This is a genomic window from Nonomuraea sp. SYSU D8015, from assembly GCF_008065375.1.
In the GTDB taxonomy this organism is placed as follows: Bacteria; Actinomycetota; Actinomycetes; order Streptosporangiales; family Streptosporangiaceae; genus Nonomuraea.
This window is the reverse complement of the sequence record NZ_VJYI01000041.1, coordinates 1-20,401: the sequence shown is the minus strand read 5'-3', so window position 1 is coordinate 20,401 and position 20,401 is coordinate 1. Positions and strand designations below refer to the sequence as shown.

Annotated in this window: 14 protein-coding genes, 1 tRNA gene and 2 pseudogenes; 10 read left to right on the top strand and 7 right to left on the bottom strand. The window is 70.6% G+C overall.

All coding sequences use genetic code 11. The annotated features are described in order from the left end of the window. Positions 1-172 precede the first annotated feature (172 nt). The 4 genes from ID574_RS56815 to ID574_RS56800 form a co-directional block, all read right to left on the bottom strand. On the bottom strand, positions 173-4,645 hold the full coding sequence (locus tag ID574_RS56815; RefSeq protein ID WP_188197410.1) for a fibronectin type III domain-containing protein: 4,473 nt from the start codon (positions 4,643-4,645) through the stop codon (positions 173-175). Between the two features lie 269 nt (positions 4,646-4,914). Beyond that, on the bottom strand, positions 4,915-5,769 hold the full coding sequence (locus ID574_RS56810) for a sugar phosphate isomerase/epimerase family protein (RefSeq protein ID WP_188197409.1): 855 nt from the start codon (positions 5,767-5,769) through the stop codon (positions 4,915-4,917). A gap of 14 nt (positions 5,770-5,783) precedes the next feature. Then, on the bottom strand, positions 5,784-6,788 hold the full coding sequence (locus ID574_RS56805) for a Gfo/Idh/MocA family protein (RefSeq protein ID WP_188197408.1): 1,005 nt from the start codon (positions 6,786-6,788) through the stop codon (positions 5,784-5,786). An 11-nt stretch (positions 6,789-6,799) separates the two neighbouring features. Further along, on the bottom strand, positions 6,800-7,711 hold the full coding sequence (locus ID574_RS56800; RefSeq protein ID WP_223168133.1) for a TIM barrel protein: 912 nt from the start codon (positions 7,709-7,711) through the stop codon (positions 6,800-6,802). Between the two features lie 273 nt (positions 7,712-7,984). On the opposite strand from ID574_RS56800, the gene ID574_RS56795 reads away from it, so the two are divergent. Beyond that, positions 7,985-9,049, top strand: a complete 1,065-nt coding sequence (locus tag ID574_RS56795; RefSeq protein ID WP_223168132.1) for a LacI family DNA-binding transcriptional regulator — start codon at positions 7,985-7,987, stop codon at positions 9,047-9,049. A 12-nt stretch (positions 9,050-9,061) separates the two neighbouring features. Here ID574_RS56795 and ID574_RS56790 read toward each other — a convergent pair whose 3' ends face one another. Then, entirely contained in the window at positions 9,062-10,300 is a 1,239-nt protein-coding gene (locus ID574_RS56790) for a hypothetical protein (protein ID WP_188197407.1), read from the bottom strand. Further along, positions 10,297-11,394 carry a HesA/MoeB/ThiF family protein gene (locus ID574_RS56785; protein WP_188197406.1) on the bottom strand — a complete coding sequence of 366 codons (1,098 nt, stop codon included), beginning with the start codon at positions 11,392-11,394 and terminating at the stop codon, positions 10,297-10,299. Before ID574_RS56785 ends, ID574_RS56790 begins: the two co-directional genes overlap by 4 nt. A gap of 338 nt (positions 11,395-11,732) precedes the next feature. Here ID574_RS56785 and ID574_RS56780 point away from each other — a divergent pair, with 338 nt between their 5' ends. From ID574_RS56780 to ID574_RS63315, 7 genes and pseudogenes are all read left to right on the top strand, one after another. Further along, positions 11,733-14,717 carry an AfsR/SARP family transcriptional regulator gene (locus ID574_RS56780; RefSeq protein WP_188197405.1) on the top strand — a complete coding sequence of 995 codons (2,985 nt, stop codon included), beginning with the start codon at positions 11,733-11,735 and terminating at the stop codon, positions 14,715-14,717. A 129-nt stretch (positions 14,718-14,846) separates the two neighbouring features. Beyond that, positions 14,847-15,122, top strand: coding sequence for an isoamylase early set domain-containing protein (locus ID574_RS56775; protein ID WP_188197404.1), 276 nt, complete (start codon positions 14,847-14,849; stop codon positions 15,120-15,122). 201 nt (positions 15,123-15,323) lie between these two features. Further along, entirely contained in the window at positions 15,324-15,914 is a 591-nt protein-coding gene (locus ID574_RS56770; RefSeq protein WP_188197403.1) for a hypothetical protein, read from the top strand. Positions 15,915-16,051: 137 nt separating this feature from the next. Next, a tRNA-Pro gene (locus ID574_RS56765) sits at positions 16,052-16,111 on the top strand. A gap of 699 nt (positions 16,112-16,810) precedes the next feature. After that, a complete protein-coding gene (locus ID574_RS56760; RefSeq protein WP_188197402.1) occupies positions 16,811-17,149 on the top strand; it encodes a hypothetical protein in 339 nt (112 codons plus the stop codon). A gap of 651 nt (positions 17,150-17,800) precedes the next feature. After that, entirely contained in the window at positions 17,801-17,962 is a 162-nt protein-coding gene (locus tag ID574_RS56755; protein ID WP_188197401.1) for a hypothetical protein, read from the top strand. Further along, positions 17,962-18,225 (top strand): annotated as a pseudogene (locus ID574_RS63315) (winged helix-turn-helix domain-containing protein); the annotation flags it as partial. The gene ID574_RS56755 and the pseudogene ID574_RS63315, both read left to right, overlap by 1 nt. 215 nt (positions 18,226-18,440) lie before the next feature. On the opposite strand, the gene ID574_RS63310 reads toward ID574_RS63315, so the two are convergent. Beyond that, complete coding sequence (locus ID574_RS63310) at positions 18,441-19,268, bottom strand: cyclophilin-like fold protein (RefSeq protein WP_223168131.1); 828 nt, start codon at positions 19,266-19,268, stop codon at positions 18,441-18,443. A gap of 100 nt (positions 19,269-19,368) precedes the next feature. Between ID574_RS63310 and ID574_RS63305 the strand changes: the two are divergent. Further along, positions 19,369-19,671 (top strand): annotated as a pseudogene (locus ID574_RS63305) (cyclophilin-like fold protein); the annotation flags it as partial. A gap of 31 nt (positions 19,672-19,702) precedes the next feature. Continuing rightward, positions 19,703-19,984, top strand: a complete 282-nt coding sequence (locus tag ID574_RS61280) for a hypothetical protein (protein WP_223168140.1) — start codon at positions 19,703-19,705, stop codon at positions 19,982-19,984. The last annotated feature ends 417 nt before the right edge of the window (positions 19,985-20,401 follow it).

Below are 20,401 nucleotides of genomic sequence, written 5' to 3'. Positions count from 1 at the left end.
CGCCCCCTTCCGGGGCGGCCTTCTTGCTGTACGCCTCGATGAAGGGCACCTCCAGCCCGCGGCGGACGCTCTCGCCGACGCTGGTGTGGCCCTGCAGCGGGTAGTAGACCGTGAGCATCATCTCCTTCCACGGCTGGGCCCCGGCGTCGACCTGGGCCCGCATCCGGTCGGCTCAGGGCTGCGGGGGCATCGCGGCGAGCAGCCGGTCGGCCGCCGCGTCGATCTCCTCCTGGGTCGTGAAGCCGGACGTGGCGTGCTGCAGCGCGGCGTTCAGCGCCTCGGTGCGCTGTCCGGGGTCGATGGCCTCGGCCTCCTCGATGAGCAGGTCGAGCAGGGTGCGGTCGAGCCCCATGGCCAGCAGGTCGAGCTCGGCCACGTTGGCGTTGCCCGACGGGAAGGCGAGGCGCAGCCACGGGTAGGCCGCGGTCCGCGGCAGCGTGACGTCGTACCAGCGGGCGACGTCGACCCCGCTGATCGTGTGCAGGGCGGTCCAGGTGGCGCCGCCGTCGGCGGAGCCCTGGAGCACGGCGCCGTTGAGCCGGGTGACGTGGGTGGAGCGGGGGTGGTAGCGCAGCCCGTCCAGCGCCACCGGCTGCGCCGGACGCACGTCGATCCAGCCGGCCGCGGTGGTCGTGTCGGTGAAGGTGGCGGTGTCGCCGTCGAAGGCGCGCCAGCCGTTCTCGGCCTTGGTGCCGCCGCCGCCCCACGGCACCGTGGACGCCTCGACCATGGACGGTTCGAGGGCGATCTTCCGCAGCAGCGCGCTCACGGGGACGAGCCCCTCGACGGCGGCGTAGAGCCGGTTGATCAGAGTCTCCTCCTCGCCGCCCGACTTCGCCTCGGCGATCGCCCTGGTCAGCAGGTGGTAGCTGCCCTTGGTGTAGTCGGCCGCGGGGAGCTTCTCCGCCTCGGCGATCACGGTGGCGAGCGGCTCGGCGGTGGCCATCAGCAGGCCCGAGGCCGGCCGCTCGGTGCCGTCGGCGCCGATGACGGCGATCCGGTAGAAGCGGGTGCCGTGGCGCAGCGGCTCGTCGGTGAAGGCGAACGTCAGCGCGTCGGACAGCACCGGCCGCCAGCCTGCGCCATCCTTGCGGTACACGGTGAACCGGGTCGCGGTGTCCGGCTTGCTCCACCGCAGCGTCACCTGGTCCTTGACCCGCTCCACGCGGGCGTAGAGGGTGCCTTCGCGGTGCCGCTCCACCTCGACGTCGGTGAAGGTCGCCGCCGTCGCGGCCGCCACCCCCGCGTGGACGCCCTCGGGGAACGGGGTGAACAGCTCCGCCACGTACGACCAGGCCCGGCCGTCCTTGCTCGCCCACGCCCGGACGACGTGTGTGTCGGCGTCGCGCGTGAGCCTGACGTAGGGGTGGCCGACGGCGGTGTAGCCCTGGAGGCCGGCGTCGATCGGGCTGCGCCGGTCGTCCTGCCAGTCGTGGCGGGAGTCGCGGGTGCGGTTCTGCAGCACGAGCCTGCCGGTGGCGTCGGCGCCGAAGTAGATGTAGCGGGCGTCGGCACGCAGCATCACCCCGCTCGCCGGGCCCTGCGCCCGGTCGATCCTGGCACTGATCGACCCGCTGCCGGTGAGCACCTCGCCGGAGAACAGCAGGGTGTCCTGGATGTCGCGTTTGTCGAGGTAGTAGTCGTCGCCCTCGCCCAGGCCCTTGCCGTTCCCGCCGCTGATCTCGACGCGGCGGCCGGTCGTGGTGACGCGGCCGGTGACCTCGCCGACGCGGTCGAGCGGCTTGGCGGGCGGCTCGACGGCCTGCGACTCCCAGCCGGAGCCGTGGCGGTTCACCCCGGTCACGGTGTAGGAGCCCTGCTTGCCGGTTTTGAAGGTCGTGCCGCGGACATCGGTCGCGATCACGTGGCCGTCCCGCCGGATGGTGTACGACTCCGCGCCGGCGGCCGGCTTCCAGGTGAGCGTGACGCCGTGGCGGTCGCGCAACGCCTGCACGAAGTCGACGTGGTGCGGCCTGGGCCGCTCCGCGACGGCGCCGCCCAGCTTCAGCACCATGGCGGTCTCGGGCGGCACGCTCACCGCGCCCGCGGCCACTCTCCGGCCCGAGACCAGGTCCACCGCGTCGCCGGGCACGTCGAGGATGAACGACCGCTTGTTCCCGTAGGCGTCCCGGGTGGTGTTGAACGCGAAGACGTAGCCCCCGTAGCGGGCGGTCAGGAAATCGGCGTACCCGGAGTAGGGAGTGTCGAATTCGTAGTTCTCGCGCCGCACGGTGCCGACGCCCGGCTGGTGGGCGGCGGGCAGGACCTCACCGGCCAGGGCCTGCGGCAGGCCGCCGTCGGCCTTCTGCTGGTCCTCCATGAAGTCGACGTCGATGTTGTCCATCCGCAGGTTGTAGTCGCGGAAGGTGAACCGGGTGTCCGTGGCGAGCTGCACGATCTGGTGGTGGTCCCGGTGCAGGACGTGCAGCCGCCCGTTCCCCGCGACGCCGCGCTGCCGCTCGAACAGCGAGCCGAAGATGCGGGTGTCGCCGTCGCGCATGGAGACGAACATGTTGTCCACGTCCGCGAACGCGAACCGCTCGTAGCGGGCCGGGTCCACGCCGAGCGCGGCGATCTCCGCGGGTGTGTAGGCGGCGAAGTCGGTCTGCGGGAGCACGTGCCCGGCCGGGCGCCTCGCCCGCAGGTAGGCGTACGTCTCGGGCAGCCACAGGTCGTACTTGCGCTTGGCCTCGACGGAGGAGAACGTGTTGAAGTACTGGTTGTCGGCGAGCTGCTGCTGGACGAACCCGGCGGCCTCGGCCGCGTAGCGCCGGTACTCCTCCCACTCCTCGCCGGAGTAGCGCCCGGCGTGCTCGGTCATGTGCTTCTCCAGCGCGACGTACTCCATGACCCGGCCCTCGGTGTTGCGAAGCCCGTAGGCGGGCCAGCCGGGGTAGGCGGTGTTGCGCTCGTCCACGACCATCTCCGCGCGGGCGACGCGCTTGCCGGCGTCGTCGGTGTCGGTGTAGCGCGTGTAGCCGCGGGCGTGCAGGTTCTTCAGCGCGAGCTTGAGTATCTCGTCGTTGAGCCGCTCGTCGCCCTCGTGGCCCCAGGTGCGGAAGAACCACTCGGGCAGGTAGTTGGTGGCCTCGCCGTAGTTGGCGACGAAGGTGTTCTCCCTGGTCAAGCCCGCTTTGGTGATGCCGGTGTAGTGCTCGCCGTAGGGCAGGCGACGCACCGGCCTCCCGGCCGCGTCGAGCTTCGACCTGGCCAGGCCCTTGCCGACGATCTGGACGTAGTCGTCGGTGAAGCGGGCGGTCTGGTCGTGGTAGAAGAGCGAGTGGTAGAGGTCCAGGTCGCGGCCGTCCGGCCCCACCAGCACCTCCTCGCCGAGGAAGGGCTCCACGCCGAGCGCCTCCAGCAGGATCCGGTGGCTCCTCGCCTTGCCCTCGTAGAAGCGCGACCCGATCACCCGCAGGCCCTCGTGCGCCTCCCACGCGCCCTCGTAGGTGTACATCACCTGGTTGTAGATGTAGGACAGGCGTGACCGGGCGAAGTCGAAGTTGGCCTTCAGCACCCGCTCCCACGCCTCGCGCCGGGACAGCTCGCCGCCGTCCCAGTCCGCGCCCTTCAGCGACGTCGGGCCGTCCTGGGTGCCGGTCGCGAACGGCCTGTCCAGGAACTCCTGGAACGCCTGCGCGCCGTAGACCTCGGGGATCAGGTTCTCGACGATGTACAGCGCCTCGCCCAGGGCTCCGTAGTAGCCGCCCCAGTCGCCCTGATGGCCGCCGCGCAGCAGCAGGCGCGTGTTGGCGTAGTAGTCCTTCACGTGGTTGTCGACGACCTTGAAGATCCGCTCCAGGGCGGCCTTCCTGAGCGCGGGCGTGTTCGCCGGCGACCACGGCTCCAGCAGGGCGGAGGCGTAGAAGCGCAGGTCGTCCTGGTAGCGGACGATCGACAGCTTGGCCCCGGCCGACGCGTCGAGCTGGGCGCTGTACTGGTTGAACAGGGCGATCTGGCTCTGCCGGTAGCGGTCGATCACCGCCTGCCTCTCGGCCTCGGACGGCCCCGCCGCGGGCGTGGTGTCGGGAGTGACCGATCCCTGTTTCTCGCCGGAGACGTCCAGGTGGGCCGTGGTGTGCGTGTAGGCCCGGTAGTAGCCGCGCGAGTCGGCGGTCACCGGCTGGGCGAAGCCGCCGTCGTACGTCCTGACCGTCATCTCCACGACCTGCTGCCCCCGCGTGTGCTCGAGCGGCAGCATGATCGTGTTGTAGTGGAAGCGGCCGGGCAGCGGCCTGCTCGACCCGATGTTGATCGCCTCGTAGTCGCCCGAGCGCCGGTAGCCGATCTGCTCGCCGTTGACGTACGCGATCGTCTTGTACGGCGAGGCGTCGCCGCCCCAGAACTTGAGCGTGAAGTAGTTCTGGGCGACCGGGTCGACGGCCATCCTGAACCGCAGTTCCCCGCCCTTGACGCCGGGCGGGCTGGTGGGATGGGCCACCCTGGCCCGCTCCCCCAGCGCGCCGTCGACGGCCGAGGTGAACTCGCCCTTCAGCGCGTGCGCGCTCTCGGACGCCGCGTCGCCGAACGTGATCACGTCCACCTGTCCCGCGGGCAGGGAACGGGCCGCGGCGGGCGGCGCGGCGAGGAAGGAGAGCAGCAGGATCGCGGCGAGCAGACCGCGTAAGGCGTGCCGTGCGGGCATGGCAGATCGATCTCCAGCGAGAAGGGGGAGCCGGATAGAAACCGGTCTCCTGGAGATTAGGCCGCAGTTAGAGGATCGACAAGAAGCCGTTACCCATGCGTTACATGGCCGGACATCGACCTCGAATCGTCATTTTCCCAGGTTGAAGCGGTCTTGGATCGTGCCATCGAGCCCGCCGGCGCGGCGGATTCCTCCTCTCACTCTTGTGACCGAGGCGACGCTCGCCTAATCTGTGCGCACCTCCATAGACACCGTTCACTATCGCGAGGTCACCATGAAGCGGTCCGCTTGGTCATTTCCTGGAGCATGAACAGATTCGACTCGCGGGCCTTGTCCTCCCAGGCGAAGACGCACGCGGTCATGATGCCGTCGAAGCGGAGGCGGCCGAGGGTGCGGAAGAACTCGTCCCAGTCGACCTCGCCCTGGCCGATGTTCAGGTGCTGGTGGACGCGGGCGGTCGAGCCCGGCGGGTTGACGATGTAACGCAGGCCGGAGGAGGCGCGGTGGTCGAAGGAGTCGGCCACGTGCAGGTGAGTGAGCAGGCCGCCCGCGTACTCCATGATCTCGGTCATGTTGCCGCCCTGGTGGAAGGTGTGCGGCGCGCAGTAGAGGAACGAGACCAGCGGGGAGTTGATGCCGCGGACCATGTCCACGGCGGTCTTGCCGTCCTCGACGAAGTCGTCGGGGTGCGGCTCGAGGCGCAGCTCCACTCCCTCGCGTTCGAAGACGGGCAGCAGCTCCTCCATCGACCGCCAGAACATGGCCTCGCTGCGGGACGCCTGCTCGGGACGGCCGTTGAACTCCGAGTTCATGACGTTGCAGCCGAGCTCGACGGCGATCTCGATGGCCCGCTTCCAGTAGCGCACGGCCGCCTGGCGCTCCTCCTCGTCCGGGCCTGCCCAGCGATAGAGCGGCAGCACGGAGGCGAGCTTGACGCCGGCGGCGTCGAGGGCGGACCTGAAGGCGGCGACGGTGTCGCGGTCAGCCCTCGGGTGCAGGAAGAAGGGCAGGAAGTCCTCGCGCGGCGACAGCTCGATGTACTCGTAGCCGAGCTCGGCGACGATGCCGGGAAGCTCCAGCAGCGGCGTGCGGCGCAGCATGTACGGGTCGAGAGCGATCTTCATGGTCGCATGTCCTCTCAGGCGTAGAGGCCGGGCCGCTCGACCAGCCCGACCGGGACGGGGTCGCCCGTTTCGAGCGAGGCGACGGCGCTCTCGGCGACGGCGGTGGCGGCGTAGCCGTCCCACGCGCTGGGCCCGCCGACGACGCCGGCGCGCAGGCCGGTGATCCACTCCTGCAGTTCCGCCAGGTACGTCGCGCCGAACCGGACCCGCCAGTCGGCCGGGACCGCCTCGCTCCGCCGCCCGCCGCTGACGAGCGCGCCGGCGCTGGGGTTCTCCAGCGCCACGACGCCCGTGGAGCCGACGACCTCGCAGCGCACGTCGTAGCCGTACCGGCAGTTGACGAACACCTCGACGGTGACCACGCCGCCGCCGGCCAGCTCCAGCAGCACGATCTGCGGGTCGCGCAGGTGTGCGGCGGCCAGCGGGCTCGGCCTGGTGGCGACGACGGTGGTGCGGACGACCTCCTGGCCGAACAGCCAGCGGGTGGTGTCGATCTCGTGGATGACCGAGTCGGTCATCGCCATCGCGCTGGTGAACGAGTCGGGCACGACCGCGTTGCGGTGCACCATGTGGGCCAGCAGCGCCTCGCCGATCGTGCCGTCGTCCATCGCGTTCTTGACGACCTGGTGGCCCGGGTCGTAGCGGCGCATGAAGCCGACCTGGATCAGCCGGCGGCCGGCGGCGACCTCGGCCTCGAGGACCTTGAGGCAGTCGGCGGCCGTGGTGGCGAGGGGCTTCTCGCAGAGCACCGGCTTGCCGGCGGCGACGCAGGCCAGGACCTGCTCGGCGTGGAGGTCGCCGGGCGAGGCGATGAGCACGGCGTCGACTCCGGGGTCCTCGACGACGTCGAGCGCGCTCGCGTGCGCCACCGCGCCCACCCCGGCTGCGACCTGCCGCGCGCGGGCGGCGTCGACGTCGAACACGGCGGCCACCGCCGATCCGACGACCTGGGATGCCAGACGTGTCACGTGGTCGGATCCGATGTTGCCGGTTCCGATGACACCGACCTTGATGGTCACAGCCTCTCCTTTCATGGACGCAGTCCGCAGCCGTTGAAGTACGTGCGGGTGCGGGTGGCGATGGGCAGGGGGACCTCGGCCGGGCAGGGGTAGAGGTCCTGCTCGACGATCGCGAACAGGTCGGCGTCCAGCCGGCCGAGCTCGGCCAGCAGCGGCTCCATGGCCGGGACGCCGGCGGGCGGCTCGATCATGGCGCCGCGGCGCACGGCCTCGGCGAAGCACAGGTTCTCCTCGCGGACCTGCCGGACGATCTCGGGGTCCACCTGCTTGAGGTGCACGTAGCCGATCCGCTCGGGGAACGCGCGGATGATCTCGATGTTGTCGCCGCCGCAGTAGGAGATGTGACCGGTGTCGAGGCAGAGGGAGACGACCTCGGGGTCGGTGTCCTCCAGGAAGCGCAGCACGCGCTCCTGGGTGTCGACGTGGCTGTCGGCGTGCGGGTGGAAGACCAGCTCCACGCCGGACTCCTCGCGGAGCACGCGGGCCAGCTCCGACATGCCGGAGGTGAGGTCCTTCCACTGCTGGGGGGTCAGGTCCACGGGCTGGGTGAGGGTCCCGTCCAGGTCGGTGTAGCCCTCGGGGAGCGAGACCAGGTATTTCGCGCCGAGCGCGGTGAGCAGCCTGGCCTCCGCGCGGCACTCCTCGATGGCCTGCTTCAGCGCGTCCCGGCCGCGGTGCAGGCCTGAGAAGACGGCGCCGCCGGACAACCGCAGCCCGCGCCGGCCGAGCTCGTCGCGGAGCTGCTCCGGGTCGGTGGGGAGGTAGCCGTACGGGCCGAGCTCGATCCACTCGTAGCCGGCCGTGGCGACCTCGTCGAGGAAGCGGTCCCACGGGATCTGGCCCGGGTCGTCGGGGAACCAGACGCCCCAGGAGTCGGGGGCCGTGCCCAGGCGGATCCTGGACAGGGGGCCGGTTTTCGACAACGTCTTCTCCCATCACTAGAGCGCGACAGTCATCCGTTCGGCGATGTTTCGACGATGTAACCTGGCGGAGAAGTCACCTGTCAATACGATGTCCTAACAAAGTCACGCCATAGCAATACACGATTGAGCAGGGGTTAAGCACGCCAGACAGACAGAAGAAGTCGGCCGGGCGCATGGCGATGGCCCGCGCCCCGGAGCCGTATCGTGCCGTACTTCTAGCGCGCTCTAGTCGCTGCTACTATGAGGCGGGTCACACGGGATGTCAAAGGGTTGATGGTGGAGCACGGTGCGGGAGCCGAGTCGTCCGGGGGCAGCGGCTCGGCGCGGGCCAAACGCCCCACGATGGCCGACGTCGCCGCGCGGGTGGGCGTGTCACGGGCGCTGGTGTCGCTCGTGTTCCGCAACGAGCCCGGCGCGAGCAAGGAGACGCGCGAGCGGGTCCTGCGCGCCGCCGAGGAGCTCGGCTACCGGCCGGACAACGCCGCCCGGCTGCTGGCCCGCACACGCAGCATGGTCCTCGGCGTGATGATCAACATCCGCAACGCCTTCCACGCCGACCTCGTCGAGGCGATCTACGCCGAGGCCGAGCGGCTCGGCTACGAGGTGCTGCTCAGCGCGCTGGGCCCCGCGCGGAACGAGCGGAGGGTCGTGGAGTCACTGCTGGGCCACCGCTGCGAGGCGCTGATCCTGCTCGGCCCGAACGCCGAGGACGCCTACCTCGCCGAGCTCGGCGCCCACACCCCCACCGTGGTCGTGGGGCGCCGCGTGCCGGCGAACGGCGTCGACAGCATCCACACCGCCGAGAACAAGGGCATGCGGCAGGCCGTCGATCATCTGGTGGGGCTCGGCCACCGCGCCATCGTGCACATCGACGGCGGCGACGGCCCGGGCTCCGCCGAGCGCCGCCGCGCGTACCGCGCCGCCATGCGCGACCTCGGCCTGCAGGACGAGATCCGGGTCCTGCCCGGCGACCACACCGAGGAGTCCGGCGAGAAGGCCGGCGATACGCTGCTCGGCGACGCCCGGTTGCCGACCGCCGTGCTGGCCGGCAACGACCGTTGCGCCATGGGGCTCATGCACGCGCTCAGCCGCGCCGGCGTCGGCGTCCCGCAGGACGTCTCGGTGGTCGGGTACGACGACAGCCACATCGCGCACCTGTCCCGGATCAACCTCACCACCGTGCGCCAGGACGCCGAGCAGATGGCGCAGCTCGCCGTGCGCTCGGCGGTGGAGCGCCTGGACGACCACAGGCTGCCCTCCCGCGAGCTCATCCTGGACGCCCGCCTCGTCGTCCGCGGCACCACCGCCCCGCCGCGCGGCCACGCGAGCGCCCTGTGACGCCGCCCGGCTTCAGGCGCGTGACCGCTGCCGCCGCCAGGCGACGAACCGGCGGGCGTACTCTCTGCCGGCCAGCACGATCGCGAGCGTCTCCTGGCCGAGCAGCAGCGTCGCGCAGAGGAGCGCCCACCAGAACTGGCCGGTGAGCGGGCCGAGCGCGACGCCGGCCGCCGCCCACTGGAGCACCACCACGACGACCGGCAGCAGGAAGAACGCGAACCAGGCCAGGACGCCGAGCGACCCGGCGAGCCACACCCAGCGGAACCAGCGCGCGGCCCGGACGTCGGCGGGGGCGGCGGCCTCCAGCTCCGCGGCCTGCTCGGGGGTCAGCCGGCCGAACGCCCGGCGCAGCATCAGCGTCTTGACCTGCCACAGGTTGCGGCACCCGAGCACGTTGACCATGACGGCGTACAGGTCGGTACGCAGGAAGATCATGCACTGCCACAGGAATCCGGCCAGCTTGACGAACACCCACACGGCCAGCGTCGAGTCCACCGGGTCCGGCGGCGACCACACGCCGGTGTGGATCAGCAGCCGCGCGCCGAGCAGGAGGGCGAGCACGACGGCGTCGATCGCCATCCCGCCGAGCAGCGGGCCGTAGCGCTGCCGGCGCGGCACCGCCCACACCTGCGTGAGGTCGGTCTCGAAGACGAGCAGCATCAGGCGCCGGTCGACGCCGAAGCGCGACCGGATGCCGATCGCCCGCGCGGCCAGCCAGTGCCCGCACTCGTGCAGGGCCATGGAGACCATGGAAAACGGCATCAGCAGCACGGCGCTCAGGCCGATGTCGGCGAAGGCGAAGGCGTCCTCGGCCGGGTCGGGGAACAGCGAGGGCACCATGACGAAGACGGCGACGCTGAAGACGCCGCAGGCGGCGTAGAACGCCCAGGCCATGGGGCTGAAGAAGGGGCGGATGGCCTCCTGGCTGATGCCCGCCAGCCACCGCCGCCCCTGGATGGGCGCGGTGCGCGCGGCCTCGCGTTCCTCGCCGGAGCCGTCCTCGACGAAGCCGAGCTCCTGGAGGGTCTCCACGAACGACGGGATGTCGACCGGCTCTCCGGCGAAGGCCTCCGCCTCCGCAGCGGTCTCCTCGATCGTCGCGCCGCGCTGGAGTGCGGCGATCACGACCCCGCCCACCGCGGGGATGGTGATGAAGACCCCGGTCTCCGGGTCACCGACCAGGACCTCGTCGCCCTCTTCGACGAGGCTCAGGGGGCGCAGCCGTACCGTCGTCGCCTCGGGGGTGCTCACGCGGATCTCACCGGGGCCAGGGCGCACGCCGGGCAGTCGGGGTCCTTGGGGAAGGGCTCCCAGACCGGGACGAGGCCGGTCCGCAGGTCCAGCATGACGCGCGCGCCGGCGGCGCGGGGCGGTTCGAACCCGGTCAGGTAACGCAGCGCCTCGTACGCGATCAGCGATCCCATCTGCATCGCGATCGGGCCGATGAGCGCGTTGTTCAGGCGCATCCCGCGGGTGAGCCGCTGGGCGACGCCTGCCGAGGTGGGCTCCCCCGGGTCGGGGCGGTCGGACTCGTCGCACAGCAAGCACGGGCTCTTGCCGGGATCGACCGAGCAGTACATCAGCTGGGTACGGCCCATCCCACCGCTGACCAGGGGTATCCCGGCCCGTAGAGCGGCCTCGTTCACCCACAGGTGGGCGTCGTCCTCGCCGTCCAGGCCGCCCGCGATCAGGTCGACGCCGTCGGTCAGGTCCTTCAGGTCCTCCGGACCGGAGATCCACCGGTCGACGGCGCGGACCTCGATGCCCGGGTCGTACTCGCGTACCCACTCGGCCGCACGGTCGACCTTTGAACGGCCGATGTCCTCGTGCCGGTAGAGGAACTGGCGGGCGAAGTTGCGCGGCGCCACGTCATCGCGGTCCACCAGCGTCATCGCGCCGACGCCGAGTCCCGCCAGGCACTGCACGATCGAGGAGCCGGCCCCTCCCGCCCCGAGGACCAGCACGTGCGCCTCGCGCAGCCGCCGGACGTGGCCGGCGCGCGACCGGCCGAGACCGGCGAAGCTGCCGAAGAAGGTGAGGTTGGAGAAGTGGCGTTCGTCTGCGACGGGGTCGCCGAGCTGCCGTTCGTCGGCGTTCTCGACCAGCCCCAGCGAGTCGAGGCCCTCCAGGCCCGACCGCACGTCCTCCTCCGTCACGTCCACGCCGCGCGCGGCCAGGGCGGAGCGGAGCTCCTCCACTGTCTGCGGGCCGCGGCTGAGCTCGGTGAGGAAAGCGGCGACCTGCCCGTCGGGATCGGCCAGCGTGAGCGCCTCCCGGGGGTCATAGACCACTATCAGGTCCTCGCCGAGCGGCTCCCAGGCGCATTCCTTCAAGACGACACGCATCGGGTCTCCCAATCGTTCGGGCAGCATTGTGGCGGGGACGGCTGGGGGTACCGTCCCCGCGATGAGAGGACGGCTGACTACCCGTCCTTGACGGTGGCCTTGACGGCCTCGACCTTGCGGACTTCGATCTTCATGTCAATCCTCCTCTCAGGGGCGGAGCGCTGAGATCCATGATGTTGGGCGGCTCCACATGGCCCCCATAAATTCGCCATAGGCGACAGAACGCCGCATATCACCAGAGGTCCGGCGGAGCCGTGGCAGACCAGTCATGATGTCGGTGATCTTTCGTCGCATTCGACGCGGCGACCGAGGCCGGCTGACGCTCAGGAGGTTCCGCGGTGAACGACATCCCCCGGCCGGACTTCTCGATTCTCGGCCCGGTCCTCGCCCACGGGCCGGGCGGGCCGGTTCAGCTCAGCGGCAAGCCGCGCGCGGTGCTCAGCACGCTCCTGCTCCACGTCAACACCCCGATCTCCAGGGACCGCCTGATCGCCGCTCTGTGGGACCGGCCCCCCTCGTCGGCGGTGGCCAATCTCCAGACCTACATCTCGCAGCTGCGGCGGTCGCTGTCGGGCATCGCCTCGTTGCACACGCAGGGATCGAGCTATCTCCTCCCCCTCGATCGCGACCGGCTCGACCTGCTCGTCTTCGACGACGCCGTCCAGCGGGGCCGCCGCGAGGCCAGACGCGGCGACCTCGAGGCCGCCGACCGGGAGTTCGGGCGCGCCCTCTCGCTCTGGCGCGGCAGGCCGGCCGAGGACGTGCGGCTCAGCAGCGCCATGACCCCCAGGATCACCGAGCTCGAGGAACAGCTGGCGCAGGCGCGGGCCGACTGGATCGACGTCCGCCTCGACCTGGGCCGGGACGACCGGCTGACCGGCGAGCTACGCGCGATCGTGGAGGCCCATCCCCTGTGGGAGCGCGCCCGGACGCAGCTCATGCTCGCGCTCTACCGGGCCGGGCGGCGGGCCGAGGCCCTGGACGTCTATCGCGAGGCGCGCACGGTCCTCGTGGCGGAGCTCGGCATCGAGCCCGGCCCCGAGCTGACCCGGCTGCACGCCGCGATCCTGTCGGACGACCCGTCGCTGAACCGGCCCGCCGTCGTCGAAGCCGCAGGCTGGACGGCGATCTGCCAGCTCCCGCCGGACATCGGCGACTTCGTCGGCAGGGAGCAGGAGCTGGAGTCGCTGAGCGCGGCGATGCTCGGCGGCGGCGCCGGCGCGCCGCTGATCGCCACCGTCCACGGCACACCCGGCGTGGGGAAGAGCACCCTCGCCCTCCACCTCGCGCACCGGCTGCGGCCGCACTTCCCCGACGGTCAGCTGTTCCTCCGGCTCGCGGGGGCCTCCCCCTCTCCCCGGGACCCGAGCGACCTGCTGGCGGAGCTGCTGCGGGCGCTCCGCGTGGACGGCGCGGCGATCCCCGCGTCGTGCGACGAGCGCGCCGCGCTGTACCGGTCGCGGCTGGCCGACCGCGCGGTGCTGCTGCTCCTCGACGACGCGGCCGACGAGGCCCAGGTACGGCCCCTGCTCCCGGGCACTCCGCGCAGCGCGGTCCTGATCACCTCCCGGAGCCGTCTCATGCTGGAAGGGGCCGCCGCCGTCTCCCTCGACCCGCCGTCGAGGACGGAGGCCCGCGATCTCCTCGCGCGGATGGCCGGTGAGTCCCGGCTGGCCAGCGACCCCGAGGCCGCGCACGCGATCCTCCAGGCGTGCGGGCGGCTGCCGCTGGCCATCAGGATCGCCGGCGCCCGGCTCGCGGCCCGGCCGTCGTGGCCGCTCCGCGATCTCGCCGCCCGGCTGGAGGACACCAGGAAACGGCTGGACGAGCTGGCACTCGGCCAGCAGAGCGTGCGGGCGAACTTCGCGGTGAGCTACGCGGCGCTCCCGCCCACCGCGCAGCGCGCCTTCCGGCTGCTGGGCCTGGCCGGTTTCGAGAGCGCCGCAGAGTGGGCGGTGGCGGCCCTGCTGGGCGAGCCCGCGGGCAACGCGGACGCGGCGATCGAGGCCCTCGTCCTGGCCGGGCTCCTCACCCCGGGCGAGACCGACGCGGCCGGTCAGCCGAGGTACCTCATGCACGACCTGCTCCGGGTGTACGCCCGGGACCGGGCCGAGGCGGAGGAGAACGAGCGGCAACGGCGCCAGGCCCTGTACGGGCTGGTCGCCGAATGCCTCGACCGGACCCGTGCCGCGGTGCGCGACCTTCCCCGGCCGGCCGCGCCCGGGCCGACCGGCTCGGCTCCTCAACGGGCCGTCGGCTACGAATGGCTCGCCGCCGAGCGCCACAACCTGGTCGCCACCGTGGCCCTCGCCGTGGAGCTGAAATGCACCGAGAGCGCGGCGGAGCTCGCCTATCACCTCACGTCGTACCTCGCGGCCCACCATTTCTACGACGACGTCGTCCGCATCCAGCGGGCCGTCATGACGCTCGGGGACACGGACGAGGTCATGAGGGCCCGGCTGATCCTCGCGGACATGGACATCGAGCGCGGCCGGTACCACGACGCGCTCTCCGAGTTCGAGTCGCTGCTGCGCCATTTCGCCGACGCCGGAGACCGGCACGGGGCGACGTACGCCATGACCGGCCGCGGCGTCTGCCGGCACGTCCTCAGCGACCATCAGGCGGCGCTCGCCGACCTCACCGGCGCGGTGTCGGTCTTCCGCGAGCTGGGCGACGACGGCGGCGCCCTCCACGCGCTGCTCGATCTGTCGGCCGTCTACCTGGAGGTCGGCCGGTACGACGACGCGATCGACGTCTGCCACTCCGGGCTGGAGCTGACCGCCGGCGGCCGCAACAGCCTCGACCGGTCCCGCCTGCTGCGCGGGCTCGGCATCGCCCACTACGAGAAGGGGCAGGTGGACGCGGCGATCAGGTACTACGAGGAGAGCCTGCGGCTCACCGGCGATCTCGACTACGACGACGGCGGAGAGCCGAAGACGCTCCGCCGTCTCGGGGAGGCCTACGGAGCTGTCGGCAGGTTCGACGAGGCCACCCACGTGCTCGGCCAGAGCCTGAAGGAGTTCGTGCGATCGGGGAACGCGCTCGGCGAGGCCCTGACCACCTACGCCTTCGGCGAGATCTGCCACCGGCAGGGGCGGATACGGGAGGCTCTGCGGCATTTCACCCGCAGCGGCGATCTGATCGGCAAGCTCGGCGCGTCGTTGTGGCGGGCCCGCGTCCTGCGTGAGATCGGCCGCGCGCACGCCGACCTCGGCGACCGTGACGCGGCCATGGCCGCGTGGGCCGAGGCGCTCGACCTGTTCACCGGCCTGGGCTCCGCGGAGGCCGCCCAGGTCAGCGAGCTCATCGATCAGAGCCGGTAGCCCGCTTCGCCGAGCCCGTTCCAGGTGGCACCGCAGGTGAAATGTAGGTTACGTGCCGCGTGTCCTGTTCCTCCCGGCTTCCTGGCCCGTCAGGCTGGGGCCGTTCATCGCCCCCCTGGGAGGATCGCAGTGCTCAGGCGTACACCCCTGTTCGGCAAGAAGACCCGGATCACCTTCGTCCTGCCCGCCGGCCACCCCGCGGGCGTCGTCAGCGTCGTCGGCGACTTCAACGGCTGGGCGCCCGGCCGCCACGAGCTGCGGGCCCGCCGCCACGGCATGCGGACGGTCTCGGTGATCCTCCCGCCGGGCATCCACCGCTTCCGCTACCTGGCGACCGGCGGCGTCTGGTTCGACGACGAGTCGGCCGACCACATCGACCAGCACGGCAGCCTGCTGCAGCTCTGATCGGGCCGCGAAGTGGGTGGGACGAGGGTTCCGATCCCCGGTGGCATGAGGTTCAATGGGCTCACGGCGCGGTCCGTCGCCGAGCCCTGAGGCCTGTCCCCAACCGGGCCACGAGCGGGCGAAGGGGGGCACACTCCCGGGCCGACAGTTGCCTGCATGTCGTCACCGAGCCGGTGTTGGGGACGGTCGAAGGAGACGTTCATGCCACGTGACAAGGATCTCAAGCGTCTGGTCCGCGAGCGGATGGCCACCACCGGAGAGCGTTACACCGAGGCACTCGCCCAGATCACCCGGCAGGAGTTGCAGCCGCTGCCGCCGCCCTGGCAGCTGACCGGCAGCCGCTCCGGTGACTACGAGGTGGGCCTGGCGGAGCCCGCCGTCGTACGGCTCCGCCTGCGTGCCGGCGTCGGGCACGCCCCCGGGTTCGGCGCGATCGTCCAGGGCATCTCGGCCAAGAGGTTCCGGGGCAGGCGGGTGCGCTACGCGGCCCGTATGCGCGCGCACGAGGTCACCGTCTCGGCCGGGCTGTGGCTGCGCGCCGACAGCGGCAAAGAGATGCTCGTCCTGGACAACATGGATGACCGCCCGCTGCGCGGCACCACCGGCTGGACCCCGATGGAGATCATCATGGACATCCCGGAGGAGTCGACCTCGCTGAAATTCGGCATGCTCCTGGTCGGCCGGGGCGCGGTGGACCTGACCGATCTGGAATTCCACGAGACCGACCAGGAGATCCCCGTCATCGACTCGACCCTCCCGGAGGAGCCGCAGAACCTCAGCTTCGCCGAGTAACGCGGGCGGCGCTCCTCACCGAGGCGGGACACCGCCGGAAAGGACGTTGTCCTCCGGGTCGAAGTCGTGCTTGGCCGGCCTCCTCCTGCGGAGGCCGCGCCGCAGGGCCGGCGCGAGCAGATCCTCGGCCGCGATCGAGACCAGCCAGGGCCAGTCGGCGGACTTGGGATCCGACGGTCACAGGTTCAAATCCTGCAGAGCAGGCTTTGGATCAGGCCCTTGACCTGACCGTTCCAACCTCGTTCGACATCTATAGGGCCGGCGAAGTGGATCGGGGAGACCGAAGGGAGACCATCAGTCTCGGACGGGTCCCCCACAACGACCGCTCGCGGAACAAGAGACACCGTCGCGTCCGCCGCCGCGTGAGCACACGCCGCGGCGGACGCGCTGCTCACGGCCCTCAGGCCACGACTGATTCCCGGCACCGCAGGTTGCCTGTCAGCAGGAGAAGCACATCCCTGCGTCGAGACGTCTGGTGGTGAATGTGGGATGCGGTATCGGCAACGCGGACACGACTCCCACAACCGCCCGTGATGTCGGAAAGCGGACATGAGATGGCGGCGTGCGATCGGGAAGGGCAAGGGCGCTCGCGGCCAGGATTGCCCGGGAGGAGCTTCACCGCCTGATTGAAGAACACCACCGGCGATCTTTCCAGGCGTGCCGGAGCTGCCTTGCGGGGCATCGCGTGGGCGTTATCGCCATGAGCTGTCGAGAAGATCGGATCGGCAGGCAGGCGCGCCTGAGCCGGCGCATTGCCCGGTCGGAGAGAGAGCGGTCGCCGAGCCGGCTGCCATGGTCCACCGGAAATCGTCAATTCTCCGCCCGTCCGGAATGGGCGCACGGCCGGGGGAAAGGGTTCCTGGAGAGTTCATTCTCCTGTGTTGGAGGCGGGGATCATGGCCGTATCCCAGACGCGCGGGCGCGCCTCCGCCATATCGGACGGGAACGGGACCAAGTGGCTCACGCTGGATCTGCCGATGCTCAGCATCGAGGTCCGCCCGCCCGAGATGCGGATGCCGCACCTGGAGGTCGTCCCGAAGCCGCGCGTCCCGATGCCGCACATCGGCAGGCAGGAGCTCGGCCGCTACGCCGACGTCGCCCGGAGGTTCGTGCCGCCGCCCGAGCGCATCGCCTACTACGGGGCGCTTGGCGCGCTGGCGGCCTTCGGGGTCCTTGAGTGGCCTGTGGCGGCCGCCGGTGGGCGCAGGACCACGACGAAGCGCACGAGCGGGTAATCCTCGGCGCCACCCCTCGACGGTCATGGTGGTGCCAGCCTGGAGAGCCGGGGACTCCACGGCTGCAGGTGGCCGTGGGCGCAGCGCTCAGGCCGCTGGGCTTTCGACCACGCCGTCGGTGTCCTTGGGGTGTGCGGGAGGTGGGAGCGCGGACGTCCGCCCTTCCTGGTCATCGCGCACAAACACCCGCGCCATGACAGGCTCGGCGCTCCCCCTAGAAACCGGCCCCGCCCCACAACCTGCATATCCGTAATTGTCCGATCGCTAACGGTGAGTCGTCGGTAATGGTAGACGCCGCCGCGGAGGCCTGCCTCCGGCCCACCCGGGCCCTGGCATTGAGGGCGCCGGCTGGCGGCACGGACCGGACCGTTCACACACAGTCCTCGCTCGAGAACATCCGCCGCCTCCAGGACAGGACCCATGATCAACTCGTACGCCAAGGCTTCGCCCTCCCCTATGTCATCACCTCGATGCTGGTGCTCTTCCTCATGTTTGCGCCGTTCGATCTCCAGGGCTCATGGGCCGCCGCTGCCGGCCTGGTCGGATGCGCGGTCGCTGGGGGGCGCTGATCGTCCAGCAGCGCAGGTCCTCCGTCCGCAGGACGCCCACCACGCTCGAAGTCGTGTTCTACGTGGGATGGGGGTCGGTTTGATGGTCGCCTTCGCAGTCTTCCGAATCATCACCTGGGCACTCGATCTGCCCGCCCCGGCCACGATCACCGCTGGGGCGATGGTCGTCACGTTCATCGCGACCAACCCCCTGGCCCGCCGGATCTACAAGTGGATCATCCAGCAGGACCGCAGGCACGGCTGATGGACCCCTTCTTCAACGAGTTCCTGCACGTCCCGGCCCGGCTGTCGATGGTGGCGCTGCTGGCCCCGGCAAACTGGGTGGAGTTCGGCTTCCTGAGAGACACGATCGGGACCAGCGACTCGGCACTGTCCAAGCAAATCTCGGCACTGACCGACGCCGGCTACGTCTGGGTACGCAAGAGCCAGGAGAAGGGGACACGGCGCACCTACGTACAGCTCACCCCGGAAGGGCGGCAAGCCTTCGAGCGACACGCGGCGGCCCTGGAGCGAATCGTCGCGGCCGCCCGAGCCCAACCGCATCCCCCCGCCCGAGACACCGGTGGCTGGACACATGGTTCACCGGCACACCTTCTGGCGGCCCCAGAGCGGCTTTCCCGCACCCGATCGGGCGACCGCCGACGCCGAGTTCCTCGGCAGGATGTTGCGGTAGCGGCTGTGAGCACCGGCCACCAGCACCTCGGCCCTCGGCTCGGCAACGATCACGCACTCACCACGGCGTTGGCCGCCGCCGTCATCAACCTCCGGCCACGCTCATGGACATTCCGCTCCGGGGTGGTCTCCGAGGGGATGGACGGTGCCTGCAATCCCTCCATGTCCACCGAGATCAGCACTCTGGGTCCTATGCTCCTACGCTCGCCCGTTCCTTGGCCGGTGATCGACTTCCACAGCTGCGCGCCAAGGACCGGGCGTCCTGTTTTAGTGCATGCGCATGGCGATGCCGCGGCCGGCGATCTCCTGTGAACCGAGGCGATCACCAAATCTCCGTCGCGAGCAGTCGGTGACGGCAGCCCGTTCGCGATGCCAGGCCACCGTTCACCCGTTCCGCGGTGGGTAACCGCAGCGACGTGCACGGCAACGCCGTCGAGGAGCGCACGGAGGGCGTCCCGGTAGTAGGCGAAGGATCCCATCCGCACCAAACCGGGCCATCGGCCGACGTGCGAGTAGTAGAGCACGAGGCTCTGCGCCGGGGCGTAATAGCCGATCTCATCCGGCCGAGGCTGATCAGCATCCGGGACACCGCGCAGGGCGAGCGGCCGCGCCAGACGGGCGACCCTCTCCACCTTGTTGAAGTCCGCGAAAGCCAGCGTCAGTGGCAGCATCGTGGCGAACTCATGTGAGACGGGATGATCGAACAGTTCCCCGTTGCCTGGTCCCGCCCAAGAGTGAGCGGTATCGGCATCGTTGCTCCTTTCGCCCCGACGGCATGCCTTCGCGGTCTCGTCCCTGTCACGACATCCGTGGCCGGGTCGACTGATGGCGCGTGAAGGGTGCCCTGTCAGTACCCCTCCCGATCGGAACTCCCTCACAGTCGCAGACCGCGATTCAATCGGAAAAGCGCCGCGAGCGCGGCTGGACCACGGTGGATCGGCTCCTATCCACTCCACGTCGACCTGAGAGGAATGGCACGTGAGATTGAAAACGCTCGTGGCGACCGGAAGCCTGCTAACCACTGTCGTCCTTGCGGGCTGCGGCGCATCGGACACGATCAGCGCGCCGTCAACCTCGACCCGGTCGGCGACATCCGCCCCATCGCCGACACCGTCCGCCCCGCCCACGGTGGCTACGGAGGCGAGTGCTGATCAGGTCGTCGGAACCGTAGTACGGTTCTCGAAAGGTTCGACGCGAGTCGAGGTGACGATCGACCAGGACAGCCCCGCTGTCCGGGACTTCCTCTCGATGCTGCCACTGACCCTCACCCTGGAGGAGTTCGCCGGTCGGGAGAAGATCGCCGACCCGCCTCGTGAGCTCGCATACGCCGGCCCGCCGGATGCGGGTCGCGCCGCCGGTGCTCCTGCTCTCCTGTGGAGTGCTGTCGGGCTTCACCCCAGCGTTACGCGGCGTGCAGTTGCGCCAGCAGAAGTGCCACCAGCAGGGCCGCCGCAACCAGGACGGCGCGGAGCAGGGGGCGCCGGTCGGGAGCGGCCGTCCGGCAACGGGATCGCAGCGGAAACGGCTCTCCCACTTGCCGCTGACCAGCCCGTATCCACCGGATTTGAGCTGGCGTCACATCAGCGCGGCGTAACGACACCGGTTTCACACGCTGCACCTTCTCATCTCACTCACCGGGCCCGGCCCATCCGGTAGTGCTGGGCCGACCCGACCTTGTCGAGGCTGCTCCCGCCCTTCCCCACGATTCCGGGGTTGGGCTGCCTCCACCTCTCTGCTCCGCCGCCACGACGACAGAGCAACGGCTGTCTTTCGCCTCCGTACGGACAGATCAGCGCTTCGTGGCGCACTGGGGCTGGCGACACGAACCCGAGTGGGGCCCATCCTGGCGGGGTTCCCCGGTGCCGCCGTGCCGGTTTTCGGGCGTCCCGGGCTCACGCTGTGCCGCCCGCCTTGGTTCGTCGTCATGCGACGACGTGACCACGCAAAATGTGGATGGGGAGCGGAACAGTGAGAGGATTGCGAGGGTGACGGCAAGAACCAGTGACATCGA

Excerpts from the sequence above, each read along its gene's own strand:
- ID574_RS56815 (WP_188197410.1), bottom strand. The coding sequence starts at position 4,645 with ATGCCCGCACGGCACGCCTTACGCGGTCTGCTCGCCGCGATCCTGCTG.
- ID574_RS56810 (WP_188197409.1), bottom strand. The coding sequence starts at position 5,769 with ATGAAGATCGCTCTCGACCCGTACATGCTGCGCCGCACGCCGCTGCTG.
- ID574_RS56755 (WP_188197401.1), top strand. The coding sequence starts at position 17,801 with ATGGTCGCCTTCGCAGTCTTCCGAATCATCACCTGGGCACTCGATCTG.
- ID574_RS56760 (WP_188197402.1), top strand. The coding sequence starts at position 16,811 with ATGGCCGTATCCCAGACGCGCGGGCGCGCCTCCGCCATATCGGACGGG.
- ID574_RS56795 (WP_223168132.1), top strand. The coding sequence starts at position 7,985 with ATGGTGGAGCACGGTGCGGGAGCCGAGTCGTCCGGGGGCAGCGGCTCG.
- ID574_RS56785 (WP_188197406.1), bottom strand. The coding sequence starts at position 11,394 with ATGCGTGTCGTCTTGAAGGAATGCGCCTGGGAGCCGCTCGGCGAGGAC.
- ID574_RS56770 (WP_188197403.1), top strand. The coding sequence starts at position 15,324 with ATGCCACGTGACAAGGATCTCAAGCGTCTGGTCCGCGAGCGGATGGCC.